Consider the following 18374-nt stretch of genomic DNA (forward strand, 5'->3'; position numbering starts at 1 on the left):
GGCCTTGCGGCCTGACGCTGCCCCGCCGACAACGTGGTTAAACCACGTTGATACCGCTTTGCACCCAAAGTTGATGGGTCTCATCTTCCTGGCTGGTGTACACCACGTACTCCTGCCCGTTCTCCAGTTGCGTACTGCCCACTGTCCAGTTACCCGTCAGCTGAACGCTGTCTTCATCGTCACCCTGGATAAACAATCTATCCGTGCCGGTTGACGTCAGTGCTACCAGATCTTCAAGACTCACCGTCAGATCAACAGCACTGAAATCGTTCAGGTCAATGCTCTCGACATTGCTGGCGTTACCGATCAGCAAGTGCAAGTTGATCGACGCATCGCCACCCTCCCAAACCTGGGTATCGGAACCGTCTGCTTCATGTACCGCAACAAAGCCGGTGTCATGAGTGGCAATCGGATCAGTACCGTCGGCAACTTCAGTGAGCTTAGCCTGTGACGAATCATCCACAACCGAGGCTGCTGCAAAACCTGGAGAATCAGTGCCAGGGTTGCCCGGATTAGCATCGTCCCAGACCAGGCCGCTGCCTGGAGAGTCAATACGGATATACAGAGTGGCAGTGTCCATCTGGCCACTTGGTGTGGTGAGTTGGTAACTGAAGCTGTCGACTTGACCGATGTTTGTCGACGCTCCTCCCTCGGTCGGTTTGTAGCTGTAGTCTCCGTTGCCCTGAATTGTCAGCGTGCCAAAGTCACCCTGCACCACCGTACCGATTTGACCCGGTACTACGTAGGCCCCGTCGACCAGCACACTCAGTACAGTCAGCGAAGAACCTTGGCTGTCTGCAACAGAGTGATCACCAGCTGCCAGAACATTGCCTGTTACGGCAATTGTCGGTCCTGTGATCTCCACGCCCGTATGGGTGGCCAGCGTCTGCACAACACTTACAGCGGTCCCCACCAGTACCTTGGCCGTCGACGAAGACAACCGATAATCACCTGCACCCAGGGTGAAGGTATGTGTCGCATCGGTTGTGCTTTGACCAGGCTCGTTAACCCAGGTCGTACCATTGAATTTCTGCAGGACAATGGTGGTCGTGGCAGACGATCCAGTGCGATTGACAAACAGCTCCGCCGTCATTCCAGCCTCGACCGTCACGGTCTGCCCGAAATGCTCGGTGACAGTGCCGGCTATACCGGGCCCTGTGTAGTTGGTTGCCGTAGAAGGACTGTTAATCACCTGGAGAACCAGATCAACCTGCGCCGTGTCGATGTCATCGGTCGCCAGCAACTCCCCAGTACCCGGGGCCGTTGGATTGGCAGGATCCCAGACCACCGTGCTGTCAGTACTGTCGGTCCGCACGTACAGCGTAGCCGTAGCCGTGCCGCCCGCCGGTGTCGTCAGTTGATACACGAAGGCATCCAGTTTCCCGATGTCCGCAGGGTTGCCATTTGAGGTGTAGGTGTAACTGCCGTCAGCGAAGATCGTCAGCGCACCGTACAACCCGGTCACTACTGTTCCTACAGCAGGATCGGCATTCACAGCCTCACCATTGACCGTATTAACCGTCGCATCTGCGCCAGTACCAGTAGAGTCCGGTATACCGGAGACTCCGTTATCGGTGATTACGTTGCCTTCGACTACACCACCCGTGGCTGTGAAATCGACCTGACTTTCATTGGTCACACTGACCACCGCGGACGCACCGGAGAGCACGGCCAACAGACTAGGGTTTATGTCCATGGTGAGACGGTACTGACCCGCCGCCAGGCCTTCGACCTTCGCCGTAGTAGAGGAACCTAACAGCCCTAGCAAATCGAGCAATCCTGCCCCGTTGCTACCTTCCTGGACTGGTTTCCAACCGCCGGCCCCGTCACTTACCTCAAGCCTGACGGTAACTCCACCGTTGAGCAGAGAAAGTACATCGGCCTGTTTGAATGTCAGGTTCAGCGTGCCCTCGGTGTCATTAGCCACCGTGAAAGTCTGAACCGCCGGAGGTGTGCCAACCGGGATACCAAGAATATCCGCCAGCCTAAGAACGCTCATATTCGCGAGACTGGTCTGAGTTGTGACCGGTGTAAGCGTCAGCTCTGCAGTGGCCACATCATCGTAGGCGTCCAGGTCAGCATCGGCGTCGGCGTCGGCATCCGCGTCGGCGTCGGCGTCGGCATCAGCATCCGCATCGGCATCGGCATCCGCGTCGGCATCCGCGTCAGCGTCAGCATCGGCATCGGCATCGGCATCGGCATCGGCATCGGCATCGGCATCCGCATCCGCATCCGCATCGGCGTCAGCATCCGCGTCGGCATCCGCATCCGCATCGGCGTCGGCATCGGCATCGGCATCCGCGTCGGCATCAGCATCCGCATCGGCATCGGCATCCGCGTCGGCATCCGCGTCAGCATCGGCATCGGCATCGGCATCGGCATCGGCATCCGCATCCGCATCGGCGTCAGCATCCGCATCGGCGTCGGCATCCGCATCCGCATCGGCGTCGGCATCGGCATCGGCATCGGCATCGGCATCGGCGTCAGCATCGGCATCGGCATCGGCATCGGCATCGGCATCGGCATCAGCGTCGGCATCGGCATCGGCATCGGCGTCGGCATCAGCGTCGGCATCGGCATCGGCATCGGCATCGGCATCGGCATCGGCGTCAGCATCGGCATCGGCATCGGCATCGGCATCGGCATCAGCGTCGGCATCGGCATCGGCGTCGGCATCGGCATCCGCATCAGCATCGGCATCGGCGTCGGCATCGGCGTCGGCATCAGCGTCGGCATCGGCATCGGCATCAGCGTCGGCATCCGCATCCGCATCCGCATCGGCGTCAGCATCGGCGTCGGCATCCGCATCGGCGTCAGCATCGGCATCCGCATCCGCATCCGCATCCGCATCCGCATCCGCATCGGCGTCAGCATCGGCATCGGCATCGGCATCGGCATCAGCATCGGCATCGGCATCGGCATCGGCGTCGGCGTCGGCGTCGGCATCAGCATCAGCATCAGCATCAGCATCCGCATCGGCATCGGCGTCGGCATCCGCGTCAGCATCCGCATCAGCGTCCGCATCGGCGTCGGCATCCGCATCCGCATCGGCGTCGGCATCGGCATCGGCATCCGCATCGGCGTCGGCATCCGCATCGGCATCGGCGTCGGCATCGGCATCCGCATCCGCATCCGCATCCGCATCGGCGTCAGCATCGGCGTCGGCATCAGCATCGGCATCAGCATCGGCATCAGCATCCGCATCGGCATCCGCATCGGCATCGGCATCGGCATCCGCATCGGCATCAGCGTCCGCATCAGCGTCCGCATCAGCATCAGCATCAGCATCAGCATCAGCATCAGCATCAGCATCGGCGTCGGCGTCGGCGTCGGCATCAGCATCAGCATCCGCATCCGCATCAGCGTCGGCATCCGCGTCAGCATCCGCATCAGCGTCCGCATCGGCGTCGGCATCCGCATCGGCATCGGCATCGGCATCGGCGTCAGCATCCGCGTCGGCATCGGCATCAGCGTCGGCATCAGCATCGGCATCGGCATCGGCATCGGCGTCAGCATCCGCATCGGCGTCGGCGTCGGCGTCGGCGTCGGCGTCAGCATCCGCATCGGCATCAGCATCAGCATCAGCATCCGCATCCGCATCCGCGTCCGCGTCGGCGTCAGCATCGGCATCCGCATCCGCGTCGGCATCGGCATCCGCATCGGCATCCGCGTCGGCATCAGCATCGGCGTCGGCGTCGGCGTCGGCGTCAGCATCAGCATCGGCATCGGCATCGGCATCGGCATCGGCGTCGGCATCAGCATCAGCATCGGCGTCAGCATCGGCGTCGGCGTCGGCGTCGGCGTCAGCATCGGCATCCGCATCCGCATCCGCATCCGCGTCGGCATCAGCATCGGCATCGGCATCGGCATCGGCATCCGCGTCAGCATCCGCGTCGGCATCGGCATCCGCATCCGCATCCGCATCCGCATCAGCATCAGCATCAGCATCAGCATCAGCGTCCGCATCGGCGTCGGCATCGGCATCGGCATCGGCATCCGCATCCGCATCCGCATCCGCATCAGCATCGGCGTCGGCGTCGGCGTCGGCGTCGGCGTCGGCGTCGGCGTCGGCGTCAGCATCAGCATCCGCATCAGCATCCGCATCGGCATCGGCATCAGCATCAGCATCAGCATCAGCATCGGCATCGGCGTCGGCATCGGCGTCGGCGTCGGCGTCGGCATCAGCATCGGCATCGGCGTCGGCATCCGCGTCAGCATCCGCGTCGGCATCGGCATCCGCATCCGCATCCGCATCAGCGTCCGCATCGGCGTCGGCATCGGCATCGGCATCGGCATCGGCGTCAGCATCCGCATCCGCATCCGCATCCGCATCCGCATCAGCGTCGGCGTCGGCATCGGCATCCGCATCCGCATCCGCATCGGCATCGGCATCAGCATCCGCATCAGCATCCGCATCAGCATCCGCATCAGCATCCGCATCGGCATCGGCATCAGCATCAGCATCAGCATCAGCATCGGCGTCAGCATCGGCATCGGCGTCGGCATCGGCATCGGCATCGGCGTCGGCATCAGCATCGGCATCGGCGTCAGCATCGGCATCGGCATCGGCGTCGGTCGCATCCGCATCCGCATCCGCATCAGCGTCGGCATCGGCATCCGCATCCGCATCGGCGTCGGCATCGGCATCGGCATCGGCGTCGGCATCCGCATCCGCATCCGCATCCGCGTCGGCATCGGCATCCGCATCGGCGTCGGCGTCGGCATCCGCATCGGCGTCGGCATCGGCATCGGCATCGGCATCGGCATCAGCATCAGCATCAGCATCAGCATCAGCATCAGCATCAGCATCAGCATCAGCATCAGCATCAGCATCAGCATCCGCATCAGCATCCGCATCGGCATCGGCATCAGCATCAGCATCAGCATCGGCGTCAGCATCGGCGTCGGCATCAGCATCGGCATCGGCGTCGGCATCCGCGTCAGCATCCGCGTCGGCATCGGCATCCGCATCCGCATCCGCATCCGCATCCGCATCCGCATCAGCGTCGGCATCGGCATCCGCATCCGCATCAGCATCGGCGTCGGCGTCGGCGTCGGCATCGGCATCGGCATCCGCATCCGCATCCGCATCCGCGTCGGCATCGGCATCAGCATCAGCATCAGCATCAGCATCAGCATCGGCGTCAGCATCAGCGTCGGCGTCAGCATCCGCATCCGCATCCGCGTCGGCATCGGCATCGGCATCGGCATCGGCATCAGCATCAGCATCAGCATCAGCATCAGCGTCAGCATCGGCATCCGCATCCGCATCGGCGTCAGCATCGGCATCGGCATCCGCGTCGGCATCGGCATCCGCGTCGGCATCGGCATCGGCATCGGCATCGGCATCGGCGTCAGCATCCGCATCCGCATCAGCGTCGGCATCGGCATCGGCATCGGCATCGGCATCAGCGTCAGCATCCGCATCCGCGTCAGCATCGGCATCGGCATCGGCATCAGCGTCAGCTCGCATCCGCATCCGCATCCGCATCCGCGTCAGCATCGGCATCCGCGTCAGCATCGGCATCGGCATCGGCATCGGCATCGGCGTCAGCATCCGCATCCGCATCAGCGTCGGCATCGGCATCGGCATCGGCGTCAGCATCGGCATCCGCATCCGCATCCGCATCGGCGTCAGCATCCGCATCGGCATCGGCATCGGCATCGGCATCGGCATCGGCGTCAGCGTCAGCGTCAGCGTCGGCGTCGGCATCCGCATCCGCATCCGCATCCGCATCCGCATCGGCGTCGGCGTCGGCGTCGGCATCAGCGTCAGCGTCAGCATCCGCATCCGCATCGGCGTCAGCATCCGCATCGGCATCGGCATCCGCATCCGCATCGGCATCGGCATCGGCATCGGCATCAGCGTCCGCATCGGCGTCGGCGTCGGCGTCCGCATCAGCATCGGCGTCGGCATCCGCATCCGCATCCGCATCCGCATCCGCGTCGGCGTCGGCATCGGCATCGGCATCGGCATCAGCATCAGCATCAGCATCAGCATCAGCGTCGGCATCAGCATCAGCATCAGCATCAGCATCAGCATCCGCGTCAGCATCGGCGTCGGCGTCGGCGTCAGCATCAGCATCCGCATCCGCATCCGCATCCGCATCCGCGTCGGCGTCGGCGTCCGTCTCATTCAAGTCAGAACTAACAACTTGGGTCGGGTTCGAAATATTGCCGGCGGCATCCGTCAGGGTCACGCCCAGGGTTTCGCCATTGACTCGCGGGGTGGCCAGTTCAATCGCAAAGTTCCCGAAGTTATCAACGTGGCCTGTGCCTATGGAGTTACCGTCGGCATCTCTGATGGTCACATCTGTGTTTGCTTCACCTTTGCCGGAAACAGTGATGCCGTCATGACTGACGGCAAGGTTGGTTGGCGCATCAGGCGCCGTGGTATCACCAGCAATCACTTGCGATGGGGACGAAACGTTACCGGCGGCATCCGTCAGGGTCACGCCCAGGGTTTCGCCATTTTCTCGAGGATGATCCAGCTGGATCGCAAAGTTGCCATCGGCTCCAACTTGACCTGTGCCTATGGTGTTGCCGTTGGCATCCTTGATGGTTACGGTGGTGTTTGGTTCACCTTTACCGGAAACCGTGGTGCCATCAGCAGATACGGCAAGTTCGGTTGGGGCGTCCGGCGCTGTTGTATCTCCCGCGTCCACTTGCGTCGGGACCGAGACGTTGCCTGCGGTATCCGTCAGGGTCACGTCCAGGGTTTCGCCATTGACTTGAGGGTGATCCAGATTAACCGCAAAGTTGCCATCGGCTCCGACGTGGCCAGTGCCAATGGTATTGCCAGCTGCATCTTTGACGGTCACGGTGGTGTTCGCTTCACCTTTACCGAAGACAGTCAGACCATCAGCAGCAACGCTAAGATTGGTCGGGGCATTGGGAGCTGTCGTGTCAGACGTAATGCCATTGCCGCCGTCACCGCCGCCGCCACCACCGCCGCCACCGTGGGATAGCGCTGCGATTGCCGCGCCAGCACCCAGCAGGCTCAGACCCCAGACTAACCAGTCCGGTACACCAGCGCCTGCTTGTGCAGCAAGGGCCAGATCTTCAAGTGATCCGAGTTCGCTAAACGTAAAACCTGAATAGGGAGTGGAGTAACTTCCAAGAAGCAGTGTGCCGTCGTCATTTTCAAGGACTAGCTGATTCGCTGCGCCGTCCTCACCTACCACAAAGAAATTCTGGATTGTGACCGTCTCTCCCGACTTAAGGGTCACTACCAAGTTTTTACCCGATTGTTGCATCGATTGAATCGATGCCTGACTTATGGGCAGTTTGACAATACTGGTTTCTTTAAGGGCAATGTTCCCGAACGTTTGTTCGGTCGCCGCCCCCGTCGACTTATCGACAATGACTATATTCTTCATCGGACACCTTTTTTATTAAACCAAGCAAAACCAATAACAAAAGCGAGCCGAACGCCTACGCAGCTTCTGAATGAGAAGCTGAGCATTCGAACAAGCGAAAGTTATGTGAGTTTTTAAATAAACCCTGGCTCAGCCCACGCCCGCGCGCTCACTTAGCAACGGGCGTATGACCCGCAGCGAGAGGCAGTAAGGGCCGTAGCACAAGGGGTTTACAGCCAGATACCGTGTCGGTATCGAGCAGGAAAGGCAGTGCTTGGGCAGGGGGTTGATCACCGTAGGCTCTCCATGTCCTTTGCCCGGAAATACCGGGATGGGCATCCTTTTACTAAGCAAATCAAGCATGCCTATCAAAGGTGCAAGAGTTGAATGCGTCATCTTAGTGGCAGGGTTTTTAACCCCACCAAAACGACTCGCTTACGGGATACTAACCGCCTAAAAATCATCTTCAAAGAGAAAAGTTCAATCGCCAAACAGGGTCGCTTATACCCTATGGCAACTTGTGATATGTCACCGCCAATCAAGTTAGACGCTTTGATAATCCTATGTGAATTTCATTATAATGAAATCATATTCAAGTCAAATCACAGGTGTTCCTGATGAGTGCTGGATGAGTGATTCGTCTGTTTTTCACGAACATCACGACGTTATATTTTTTTAAAAAATCCGACAGATGGTAAGGCGCCAGATGGCTCACACGCCGCCACCCTCGGTGATTTAACAGACGAGCTTCAGTGCAACGGCTGGTATCAGCCTGACAAGCGCCAGAGATGAGAATGCCCTGTAGCGACCAGGTGCCTGCCCGCCACCCATGAAAAAAATCGCTGTCATTGCAGATACTCGTAGAAAAACGATGCACCGCCTCGCCAGACAAGATGACGCGAAATGCGCCGCATTGGGCTGTAACTGTCGTGGGGGGGAGGCATGACTATCCAGGTTTCAATGTGGCGAGATAGCCTTAGAGCGAGGTCTGTAGAAGGGTTATCAAGGGGGGCAGAATAGCCAGTGGAAGCTGAAAGGAAGTAGAGCCGTCAAAGTCAAAAGAGTTAAGCCGAATGACGCAGATATAATATCGACTGTGGGTACTCGATGGCTGTCAGTGACGAGGCCATCAAGACTTTCTGGGAGCCCAGTGCTTTGGGCACGAGCTTCACCTTGAATGAACCCCATATTTGTTGATTAAACTTTACGCGCATAGGACATATGGCGACCGAACAGTTGCGGAATATTATTCTCAGCGCAAGCAAGCATTACAACTGGCAACTTAAACAACACTGCCCCCGGAATACTTTTAATACAAATAGACAACTTATACACATAAAGCACTTATAGAAACCTCCAGGCCTCAGCATTCTTTATATTTAACGCCTGTTGGATTTATATATAAAAGTCATATTTGTGGCGAAAAAACGACGGCAAATGGATAAATATAAATCCACCGAGATTAACAAACGGGTTTAGAGAGCCTTGCAGTTAGACAATCAAAACTGTGGCAAAGGGTCTCCGTATTCAGGCCCGGACCAGCCGGAGGCTGCGGGCGCTTTGCAACTATAACTGCACCTATTGCTCAGTGTTCGGCCATCAGCCGCGAGGCCCCCAAGGACGGGACCTCGCTTTGCGTGCGTGATGCAGATTGTAGAGTTGCTCAAGGCAGGAGGCGGTAGGAAAGACCTGGCCGGCTCCTGCAACAAATTAAGTTCTCTAAATCCAATTACGCTCAACGCTAACTGCTTATTCCACGGTGACCGATTTGGCCAGGTTGCGTGGCTGATCCACATCGGTGCCTTTGAGCACGGCAACGTAGTAAGACAGCAATTGCAGCGGGATGGTGTAAAGGATCGGCGCCAGTACATCATGGATGTGCGGCATGTTGATCACATGGGTACCTTCGCCATTGGTCATACCTGCTTGCTCGTCAGCGAACACAATCAGTTCACCGCCACGGGCACGAACTTCCTGCAGGTTGGACTTCAGTTTTTCCAGCAGTTCGTTGTTCGGCGCCACGGTGACCACCGGCATGTCGTTATCCACCAGTGCCAGCGGACCATGCTTCAACTCGCCTGCCGGGTAAGCTTCGGCGTGGATATAGGAAATTTCTTTCAGCTTGAGAGCACCTTCCATCGCTACCGGGAACTGCGCGCCACGCCCCAGGAACAAGGTGTGGTGCTTGTCGGCAAACAGTTCGGCGACTTTCTCAATCGTGGCATCCATCGCCAGTGCTTCACCCAAACGCGCAGGCAGGCGGCGCAGTTCTTCAACCAGTTGCGCTTCGACACCGGCTTCAAGAGTGCCACGCACCTGCCCCAAAGACAGGGTCAGCAACAGTAAGCCAACCAGCTGGGTGGTGAAGGCTTTGGTCGAAGCCACACCAATTTCGCGACCCGCTTGGGTCAGCAGGGTCAGGTCAGACTCACGTACCAGTGAGCTGATGCCAACGTTACAAATCGCCAGGCTGGCGAGGAAACCCAGTTCTTTGGCGTTACGTAGTGCAGCCAGGGTGTCTGCGGTTTCGCCCGATTGCGAGATCGAAACAAACAGGGTGTCAGGCTGGACCACGACCTTGCGATAACGGAACTCGCTGGCCACTTCAACCTGGCACGGAATTCCGGCCAGACTTTCGAGCCAGTATCGGGCAACCATCCCCGCGTGATAGCTGGTACCACAGGCAACGATCTGAACATTACGCACTTTGGCGAACAATTCAGCAGCCTGTGGACCGAATGCCTGAACCAGTACGTGGTCCTGGCCCAGGCGGTTTTCCAGGGTGCGTTGCACCACCGCTGGTTGCTCGTGAATTTCCTTGAGCATGTAGTGACGGTATTCGCCTTTGTCCGCAGCTTCAGCACCATCACGGTACTGCACGGTTTCACGCTGCACGCTTTTACCGTTCACGTCCCAGATTTGCACGCTGTCACGGCGGATTTCAGCGATATCGCCTTCTTCCAGGTACATGAAGCGGTCAGTGACCTGGCGCAATGCCAATTGATCGGAAGCCAGGAAGTTTTCACCCAGGCCCAGGCCAATCACCAGCGGGCTGCCACTGCGTGCAGCAACCAGACGATCCGGCTGTTTGGCACTGATGACGGCCAGGCCGTATGCACCGTGCAGCTCTTTAACCGTGGCTTTCAAGGCTTCGGTCAGGTCGCTTTGATCTTTGAGTTTGTGATTGAGCAGGTGTGCGATCACTTCAGTATCGGTGTCCGACGTGAACACATAACCCAAGCCTTTGAGCTGTTCGCGCAGGGCTTCGTAGTTTTCAATGATGCCGTTGTGCACGACAGCCAGGTCGGAACCCGAAAAATGCGGGTGAGCATTACGCTCGCTGGGTGCACCATGGGTCGCCCAACGGGTGTGGGCAATACCCAGGCGCCCCATCAGCGGCTCACCGGCCAGAGCTTGTTCCAGCTCGGCCACTTTGCCATTGCGGCGCATGCGTTCCAGCGTACCGTTGTGGGTAAACACTGCTACACCGGCGCTGTCGTAGCCCCGGTATTCAAGACGTTTCAGGCCTTCAAGCAGAATGGCCGTGATATTGCGTTCAGCGACTGCGCCAACGATTCCACACATAATATTCTCCTAGCTTAGGGCGGCGCATAACAGTGTTATGCCCCGGGCCTGAATCTGTTCGCGTGCCTCCATGGACAAGCGATCATCTGTAATAAGGGTATGGACGCTGCTCCAGGGCAGTTCCAGGTTGGGTATCTTGCGACCAATTTTGTCGGACTCGACCATCACAATCACTTCACGCGCGACCTCGGCCATGACTCGGCTCAGGCCCAACAATTCGTTAAAAGTTGTGGTGCCACGCAACAGATCGATGCCATCAGCGCCGATAAATAATTGATCGAAATCGTATGAACGCAGCACCTGCTCAGCCACCTGGCCCTGGAAGGACTCGGAATGAGGGTCCCAGGTACCGCCGGTCATCAACAGCACGGGTTCATGTTCGAGTTCGCTCAGGGCCCTGGCGACATGCAACGAATTGGTCATTACCACAAGACCAGGTTGCTGGCCCAATTGTGGAATCATCGAAGCGGTGGTGGTGCCGCTGTCGATGATGATGCGCGCATGTTCCCGAATCAGGCCAACCGCCGCACGGGCAATGGCTTGCTTATAAAGAGAAACGGGCTGGGCGGGATCACTCACCAACTCTTGCGGCATGGTGATGGCACCACCGTAACGACGCAGCAGCAGACCGTTACTTTCGAGTGCGGCCAAATCCTTGCGGATCGTCACTTCGGAAGTTTCGAAGCGCTTGGCCAGCTCATCCACACTGACTTCACCTTGCTGCGCAAGCAAAGCCAGGATGTTGTGGCGGCGTTGAGGCGTATTGCGTTTCGACATGAGAGCCTAAGTTTCGTTTCGAAAGATAACGAAAGCAATGAGACCCGATCCCGTAATCAGCGTCAACAATTTTTTGTAGCTTTTAAGCAGTGAATAACTCGCTGAGCTGGCGCAGGGCGGGGCGATTGGCTGATATAGACGCGGATAAAACAAAGCCTTATCCACAGGCAGTGGATAAGGCTTTTGCTAACTTGCTGATTTTAAACAGTTATACGACAACCTGTTTTACCCACAAAAACACTGTTTTCGCTTGTGGATAACTTCAAATCAAGGCTTTGGCAGCTTTACCGGGCGCTTCCAGCCATCGATATTGCGTTGCCGTGCCCGACCAACGGCCAGCTGTTCGACGGCTACGTCCTGATTAATGGTCGATCCGGCTGCCGTGGTGGCTCCGCTGGAGATATCCACAGGTGCCACCAACGAGTTGTTCGAACCAATAAATACGTCGGCTCCCAACACGGTCTTCCATTTGTTGGCGCCATCGTAATTGCAGGTGATGGTGCCCGCGCCGATGTTGGTACGCGCCCCAACTTCGGCATCGCCCAGGTAAGTCAGGTGACCGCACTTGGCATCTTCGCCGAGGTGGGCGTTTTTCAACTCTACAAAGTTACCCACATGGGCGCGGGCATCGAGCACGCTACCCGGACGCAAACGGGCAAAAGGACCGGCATCGCTGCCCTCGCCCATCACCGCACCGTCGATATGGCTGTTGGCCTTGACCACCACCCCTTTACGCAGGGTGCTGTCTTTGATCACACAGTTGGGACCAATCACCACGTCATCTTCGATGACCACACGGCCTTCGAGAATCACGTTGATATCAATCATGACATCGCGCCCGACCGTGACTTCACCGCGCACATCGAAGCGCGCCGGATCACGCAGGGTCACACCCAGGGCCATCAGGCGACGGGCTTCACGTAGCTGGTAATGACGCTCCAACTCCGCGAGTTGTTTACGGTCGTTGGCGCCCTGCACTTCCATCGGGTCGTGGGCATGCTCAGTGGCCACCACCAGACCATCAGCAACTGCCATCGCGATCACATCGGTCAGGTAGTACTCGCCCTGTGCATTGTTATTCGACAGCCGGCTCATCCAGTCAGCCAGACGTCCAGTGGGCAATGCCAGAATGCCAGTATTGCCTTCAGTGATCGCACGTTCAGCCTCGGTGGCGTCCTTGTGCTCGACAATGGCGCAGACCTTGCCTTCGGCGTCACGCACGATGCGGCCATAGCCGGTCGGGTCCGCCAGGTTAACGGTCAACAAACCCAGTTGCTCCGGGCCTACCTGTTTCAGCAGGCGCTCCAGGGTCGGCACCTCGATCAGGGGTACATCGCCGTACAGAATCAGTACGTTCTGCGCGGTCAGAAATGGCAGCGCCTGGGCGACGGCATGCCCTGTGCCCAGCTGCTTGTCTTGCAATACAAAGTTCAGATCATCAGCCGCCAGGCGTTCACGGACCAACTCGGCCCCGTGCCCGATGACCACGTGGATGCCTCTCGGTTTGAGTTGCCGGGCGCTGTGGATAACATGCCCGAGCATGGAGTTTCCGGCGACGGGATGCAGAACCTTGGGCAGGGCCGAACGCATGCGGGTGCCCTGACCTGCAGCGAGAATAACGATATCGAGAGACATGACTGGCTACCAATCCTGGGTGGTCAGCGGCTGCGACCAGAAGTAATTCGCGGAAAAAGAAAAAGGGTAGCCGAGGCTACCCTTTTTAATCAATCACACAATGAAGCAGGAGGCTTAGCCGCCGAACTTTTTGCGGATTTGCTGGACGGTGCGCAGCTGAGCTGCGGCCTCGGCCAGACGTGCAGCAGCAGATCCGTAATCGAAATCTGCGCCTTTCTCGTTCAGTGCCTTCTCGGCTGCCTTGACGGCGGCCTGAGCGGAGGCTTCATCCAGGTCGGCAGCACGTTGCACGGTGTCGGCAAGAACCTTGACCATGTTCGGCTGAACCTCGAGGTAACCACCAGAGATGTAAAACACCTCGGCTTCTCCACCCATTTTGATCAGGCGGATCGGACCTGGCTTGAGTTCAGTGATCAGCGGAGCGTGACCCAGAGCGATACCAAGATCACCCAGGCTGCCGTGCGCAATCACCATCTCGACCTGACCGGAAAAGATTTCTCCTTCCGCACTGACGATATCGCAATGGACTGTCATCATATTAGCCATCTGATTGCCTCAACCTGATTAGCGCCCGTTACCGGGCGCCGGAATTACAGTTTCTTGGCTTTCTCGATCGCTTCTTCGATGCCGCCGACCATGTAGAACGCTTGTTCTGGCAGGTGGTCGTAGTCACCGTTGAGGATGCCTTTGAAGCCAGCAATGGTGTCTTTCAGGGAAACGTATTTACCCGAAGCGCCAGTGAAGACTTCTGCCACGAAGAACGGCTGAGACAAGAAACGCTGGATCTTACGAGCGCGGGATACCAACTGCTTGTCGACTTCCGACAGCTCGTCCATACCCAGGATCGCAATGATGTCCTTCAGTTCTTTGTAACGCTGCAACACGTACTGAACGCCGCGAGCGGTGTCGTAGTGTTCCTGGCCGATTACCATCGGGTCCAGCTGGCGCGAAGTCGAATCCAGTGGATCCACCGCCGGGTAGATACCCAGGGATGCGATGTCACGGGACAGTACGACAGTGGCGTCCAAGTGGGCGAAGGTGGTCGCCGGCGACGGGTCAGTCAAGTCATCCGCAGGTACGTATACCGCTTGGATCGAAGTGATCGAACCGTTCTTGGTCGAAGTGATGCGCTCTTGCAGAGTACCCATCTCTTCAGCCAGGGTCGGCTGGTAACCTACTGCGGAAGGCATACGGCCCAGCAGTGCGGATACTTCAGTACCGGCCAGGGTGTAACGGTAGATGTTGTCAACGAACAACAGTACGTCGTTACCTTCGTCACGGAACTTCTCGGCCATGGTCAGGCCGGTCAGTGCTACGCGCAGACGGTTACCCGGCGGCTCGTTCATCTGACCGTAAACCAGTGCCACTTTGTCCAGAACGTTGGAGTCCTTCATCTCGTGGTAGAAGTCGTTACCCTCACGGGTACGCTCGCCCACACCAGCAAACACAGAGTAACCGCTGTGTTCCATGGCGATGTTACGGATCAGTTCCATCATGTTTACGGTTTTGCCTACACCGGCACCACCGAACAGACCAACCTTACCGCCTTTTGCAAACGGGCAGATCAGGTCGATAACCTTGATGCCGGTTTCCAGAAGGTCGTTGCCGCCCGCTTGATCAGCGAAGGACGGTGCAGGACGGTGAATGCCCCAGCGCTCTTCGGTATCAATCGGACCAGCTTCGTCGATCGGGTTGCCCAGAACGTCCATGATCCGGCCCAGAGTCGCTTTACCGACCGGTACGGAGATGGCTGCGCCAGTGTCGGTGACTTCCAGACCGCGCTTCAAGCCCTCGGTGGAACCCATCGCAATGGTACGAACCACGCCGTCGCCCAGCTGCTGCTGAACTTCCAGAGTGGTTCCGGCCGCGCTTTGTACTTTCAGCGCGTTGTAGATGCTCGGTACGTTTTCGCGTGGAAATTCCACGTCGATCACGGCGCCGATGATTTGAACGATACGTCCGCTACTCATAGCTGGATCCTCTGAATATTTGAACCGTTAAACCGCGGCAGCGCCGCCGACGATTTCCGAGATCTCTTGGGTGATCGCAGCCTGACGCGCCTTGTTGTAGATCAGCTGCAAATCGCTGATCAAATCACCGGCGTTATCAGTGGCGTTCTTCATCGCGATCATCCGCGCAGCTTGTTCAGCTGCACTGTTCTCGACCACCGCCTGGTACACCTGCGACTCCACGTAACGAACCATCAAGCCGTCTAGCAGCTCTTTGGCGTCCGGTTCGTAGAGATAGTCCCAGTGGTGCTTGAGTTCTTGATCCGGGGTCGCCACCAGTGGAATCAATTGCTCCACAGTAGGCTGTTGCGTCATGGTGTTGATAAACTTGTTGGACACCACGGACAGGCGATCAATACGGCCTTCCAGGTAAGCATCCAGCATCACCTTAACGCTGCCGATCAAATCATTGATCGACGGTTCTTCACCCAGATGGCTGATTGCAGCGACGACGTTACCGCCGAAGTTACGGAAAAAAGCCGCACCTTTGCTGCCGACCACGCACAGATCAATCTCGACGCCGTTTTCACGGTTTACCGCCATGTCCTTGACCAAAGCCTTGAACAGGTTGGTATTCAAACCACCGCACAAGCCACGGTCACTGCTCACAACCACATAACCCACACGCTTAACTTCGCGGTCGATCATGAAAGGGTGGCGGTATTCCGGGTTGGCGTTGGCCAAATGCCCAATAACCTGGCGGATGCGCTCCGCATAAGGACGGCTAGCAGCCATGCGCATTTGTGCCTTGCGCATTTTGCTGACCGCCACTTTTTCCATGGCGCTGGTAATCTTTTGCGTGCTTTTGATGCTCGCAATCTTACTGCGAATCTCTTTTGCGCCTGCCATGTAACACCTATCAGGTTAGCAAGCGGGAGCCTTGCGGCTCCCGCTGCGGCTTACCAGGTTTGGGTGGCCTTGAACTTCTCGATGCCGGCTTTGATGCCAGAATCGATTTCGTCATTGAAGTCACCTTTAACGTTGATCTTCGCCATAAGCTCGGCGTGATCGCGGTTGAAGTAAGCAATCAGCGCTTGTTCAAAGCTACCGATCTTGGTGATTTCGACGTCAGTCAGGAACCCACGCTCAGCGGCATACAGCGACAGCGCCATGTCAGCGATCGACATTGGTGCGTATTGCTTCTGCTTCATCAGCTCGGTAACGCGCTGACCATGCTCAAGTTGCTTACGGGTCGCTTCGTCCAGGTCAGATGCGAACTGGGCGAATGCCGCCAGTTCACGGTACTGAGCCAGAGCGGTACGGATACCACCGGACAGCTTCTTGATGATCTTGGTCTGAGCGGCACCACCCACACGGGATACCGAAACACCGGCGTTCACTGCAGGACGGATCCCGGAGTTGAACATGGCCGATTCCAGGAAGATCTGACCGTCAGTGATGGAAATCACGTTGGTCGGAACGAACGCGGAAACGTCGCCAGCTTGAGTTTCGATGATCGGCAGTGCGGTCAGGGAACCGGTTTTGCCGGTCACTGCGCCGTTGGTGAACTTCTCTACGTACTCTTCGGATACGCGGGATGCGCGCTCCAGAAGACGGGAGTGGAGATAGAACACGTCGCCCGGGTAAGCTTCACGGCCTGGTGGACGGCGCAGCAGCAGGGAAATCTGGCGGTAAGCCACTGCTTGCTTGGACAGATCGTCATAAACGATCAGTGCGTCTTCACCGCGGTCGCGGAAGTATTCGCCCATGGTGCAACCGGAGTACGGTGCCAGGAACTGCAGCGCTGCGGATTCGGAAGCACTGGCAGCAACGACGATGGTGTTAGCCAACGCGCCGTTTTCTTCCAGCTTGCGAACCACGTTGGCGATGGTCGATTGCTTCTGACCGATCGCTACGTATACACAGAAAATGCCGCTGTTCTTCTGGTTGATGATCGCGTCGATCGCCAGAGCGGTTTTACCGATCTGACGGTCACCGATGATCAGCTCACGCTGGCCACGGCCGACAGGGATCATGGCATCGACAGCCTTGTAGCCAGTCTGTACAGGCTGGTCTACCGACTTACGCCAGATTACGCCTGGAGCAACTTTCTCGACTGCATCAGTCTCGGTGTTGTTCAGCGGACCTTTGCCATCAACTGGGTTACCCAGTGCGTCGACTACGCGACCCAGCAGTTCCTTACCAACCGGAACTTCCAGGATGCGGCCAGTGCACTTGGCGCTCATGCCTTCAGCCAGAGTCGTGTATGCGCCCAATACAACAGCACCTACAGAGTCTTGCTCCAGGTTGAGGGCCATGCCGAAGACGCTGCCCGGAAACTCGATCATCTCGCCGTACATTACGTCGGCCAGACCGTGAATCCGCACAATACCGTCAGATACGCTGACGATGGTGCCTTCGTTACGGGCTTGGGAGGTCACATCGAGTTTTTCGATGCGGCCCTTGATAATTTCACTTATTTCGGAAGGATTGAGTTGCTGCATTGCTCTGCTGCCCCTTCAAACTCAAGATTTCAATGCTTCGGCAAGGCTTGCGAGTTTTCCGCGAACCGAGCCATCGATAACCAGGTCGCCGGCGCGGATGATGACACCACCTATAAGGCTGGCATCCTCCGCAACTTGCAGGCGCACTTCCCGGTTGAGTCGTGCACTGAGAACCTTGGCGAGTTTGTCTTGCTGTTCTTGGTCCAATGTAAAAGCACTGGTCACTTCTACGTCTACCGACTTCTCTTGTTCAGCCTTGTACAGGTCAAACAGAGCGGCGATCTCCGGCAATAGCGGGAGACGGTCGTTTTCGGCAACGACGTTGATGAAGTTCTGCATTTTTACATCGAACTTGTCGCCGCACACGTCAATAAACGTGGCGGCCTTTTCTGCGCTCGTCAGTCGCGGGGCCTTGAGCACGCGCTGCATAGTGTCGTCTTGCGACACTGCTGCAGCCAGGCCGAGCATGGCTGACCAAGAGGCCAGTTGCTGGTGGGCCTGGGCGTGCTCGAAGGCTGCCTTAGCGTAAGGTCGGGCCAACGTGGTCAATTCTGCCATGATCGCCC

10 protein-coding genes are annotated in these 18374 nt (G+C 57.8%); all 10 read right to left on the reverse strand.

The window, feature by feature from the left end:
* Positions 1-37 precede the first annotated feature (37 nt).
* The 10 genes from FEZ21_RS22585 to FEZ21_RS03490 all read right to left on the reverse strand — a co-directional run bounded on the left by FEZ21_RS22585 (position 38) and on the right by FEZ21_RS03490 (position 18366).
* Positions 38-5581 carry a BapA/Bap/LapF family large adhesin gene (locus FEZ21_RS22585; RefSeq protein ID WP_373683719.1) on the reverse strand — a complete coding sequence of 1848 codons (5544 nt, stop codon included), beginning with the start codon at positions 5579-5581 and terminating at the stop codon, positions 38-40.
* On the reverse strand, positions 5463-7379 hold the full coding sequence (locus tag FEZ21_RS22850; RefSeq protein ID WP_160626460.1) for an Ig-like domain-containing protein: 1917 nt from the start codon (positions 7377-7379) through the stop codon (positions 5463-5465). The genes FEZ21_RS22585 and FEZ21_RS22850 overlap by 119 nt, the downstream gene beginning before the upstream one ends.
* Positions 7380-9107: 1728 nt before the next feature.
* Positions 9108-10943 carry a glutamine--fructose-6-phosphate transaminase (isomerizing) gene (gene glmS / locus FEZ21_RS03455; RefSeq protein ID WP_003438011.1) on the reverse strand — a complete coding sequence of 612 codons (1836 nt, stop codon included), beginning with the start codon at positions 10941-10943 and terminating at the stop codon, positions 9108-9110.
* Between the two features lie 9 nt (positions 10944-10952).
* On the reverse strand, positions 10953-11720 hold the full coding sequence (locus FEZ21_RS03460; RefSeq protein ID WP_003438010.1) for a DeoR/GlpR family DNA-binding transcription regulator: 768 nt from the start codon (positions 11718-11720) through the stop codon (positions 10953-10955).
* A 267-nt stretch (positions 11721-11987) separates the two neighbouring features.
* Positions 11988-13355, reverse strand: coding sequence for a bifunctional UDP-N-acetylglucosamine diphosphorylase/glucosamine-1-phosphate N-acetyltransferase GlmU (gene glmU / locus FEZ21_RS03465; RefSeq protein ID WP_003438009.1), 1368 nt, complete (start codon positions 13353-13355; stop codon positions 11988-11990).
* Positions 13356-13469: 114 nt separating this feature from the next.
* A complete protein-coding gene (locus FEZ21_RS03470) occupies positions 13470-13889 on the reverse strand; it encodes a F0F1 ATP synthase subunit epsilon (protein WP_003438007.1) in 420 nt (139 codons plus the stop codon).
* 56 nt (positions 13890-13945) lie between these two features.
* Positions 13946-15325 (reverse strand): F0F1 ATP synthase subunit beta, encoded by a 1380-nt coding sequence (gene atpD, locus FEZ21_RS03475; RefSeq protein WP_003438005.1) that lies wholly within the window; start codon positions 15323-15325, stop codon positions 13946-13948.
* 27 nt (positions 15326-15352) lie between these two features.
* Positions 15353-16213 (reverse strand): F0F1 ATP synthase subunit gamma, encoded by an 861-nt coding sequence (gene atpG / locus FEZ21_RS03480; protein WP_003438003.1) that lies wholly within the window; start codon positions 16211-16213, stop codon positions 15353-15355.
* 50 nt (positions 16214-16263) lie between these two features.
* Positions 16264-17808 carry a F0F1 ATP synthase subunit alpha gene (atpA, locus tag FEZ21_RS03485; RefSeq protein WP_003438001.1) on the reverse strand — a complete coding sequence of 515 codons (1545 nt, stop codon included), beginning with the start codon at positions 17806-17808 and terminating at the stop codon, positions 16264-16266.
* Between the two features lie 21 nt (positions 17809-17829).
* On the reverse strand, positions 17830-18366 hold the full coding sequence (locus FEZ21_RS03490; protein WP_003437999.1) for a F0F1 ATP synthase subunit delta: 537 nt from the start codon (positions 18364-18366) through the stop codon (positions 17830-17832).
* Positions 18367-18374: the final 8 nt, after the last annotated feature.

Source organism: Pseudomonas sp. 9.1(2019) (assembly GCF_009910445.1).
Lineage (GTDB): Bacteria > Pseudomonadota > Gammaproteobacteria > Pseudomonadales > Pseudomonadaceae > Aquipseudomonas > Aquipseudomonas paraversuta.

What these genes read in the sequence shown, in the direction of transcription:
- FEZ21_RS22585 (WP_373683719.1), bottom strand. Translation starts at nt 5,581, where the DNA reads ATGCCGACGCTGATGCGGATGCGGATGCTGACGCCGATGCCGATGCCG.
- FEZ21_RS22850 (WP_160626460.1), bottom strand. Translation starts at nt 7,379, where the DNA reads ATGAAGAATATAGTCATTGTCGATAAGTCGACGGGGGCGGCGACCGAA.
- glmS (WP_003438011.1), bottom strand. Translation starts at nt 10,943, where the DNA reads ATGTGTGGAATCGTTGGCGCAGTCGCTGAACGCAATATCACGGCCATT.
- FEZ21_RS03460 (WP_003438010.1), bottom strand. Translation starts at nt 11,720, where the DNA reads ATGTCGAAACGCAATACGCCTCAACGCCGCCACAACATCCTGGCTTTG.
- glmU (WP_003438009.1), bottom strand. Translation starts at nt 13,355, where the DNA reads ATGTCTCTCGATATCGTTATTCTCGCTGCAGGTCAGGGCACCCGCATG.
- FEZ21_RS03470 (WP_003438007.1), bottom strand. Translation starts at nt 13,889, where the DNA reads ATGACAGTCCATTGCGATATCGTCAGTGCGGAAGGAGAAATCTTTTCC.
- atpD (WP_003438005.1), bottom strand. Translation starts at nt 15,325, where the DNA reads ATGAGTAGCGGACGTATCGTTCAAATCATCGGCGCCGTGATCGACGTG.
- atpG (WP_003438003.1), bottom strand. Translation starts at nt 16,213, where the DNA reads ATGGCAGGCGCAAAAGAGATTCGCAGTAAGATTGCGAGCATCAAAAGC.
- atpA (WP_003438001.1), bottom strand. Translation starts at nt 17,808, where the DNA reads ATGCAGCAACTCAATCCTTCCGAAATAAGTGAAATTATCAAGGGCCGC.
- FEZ21_RS03490 (WP_003437999.1), bottom strand. Translation starts at nt 18,366, where the DNA reads ATGGCAGAATTGACCACGTTGGCCCGACCTTACGCTAAGGCAGCCTTC.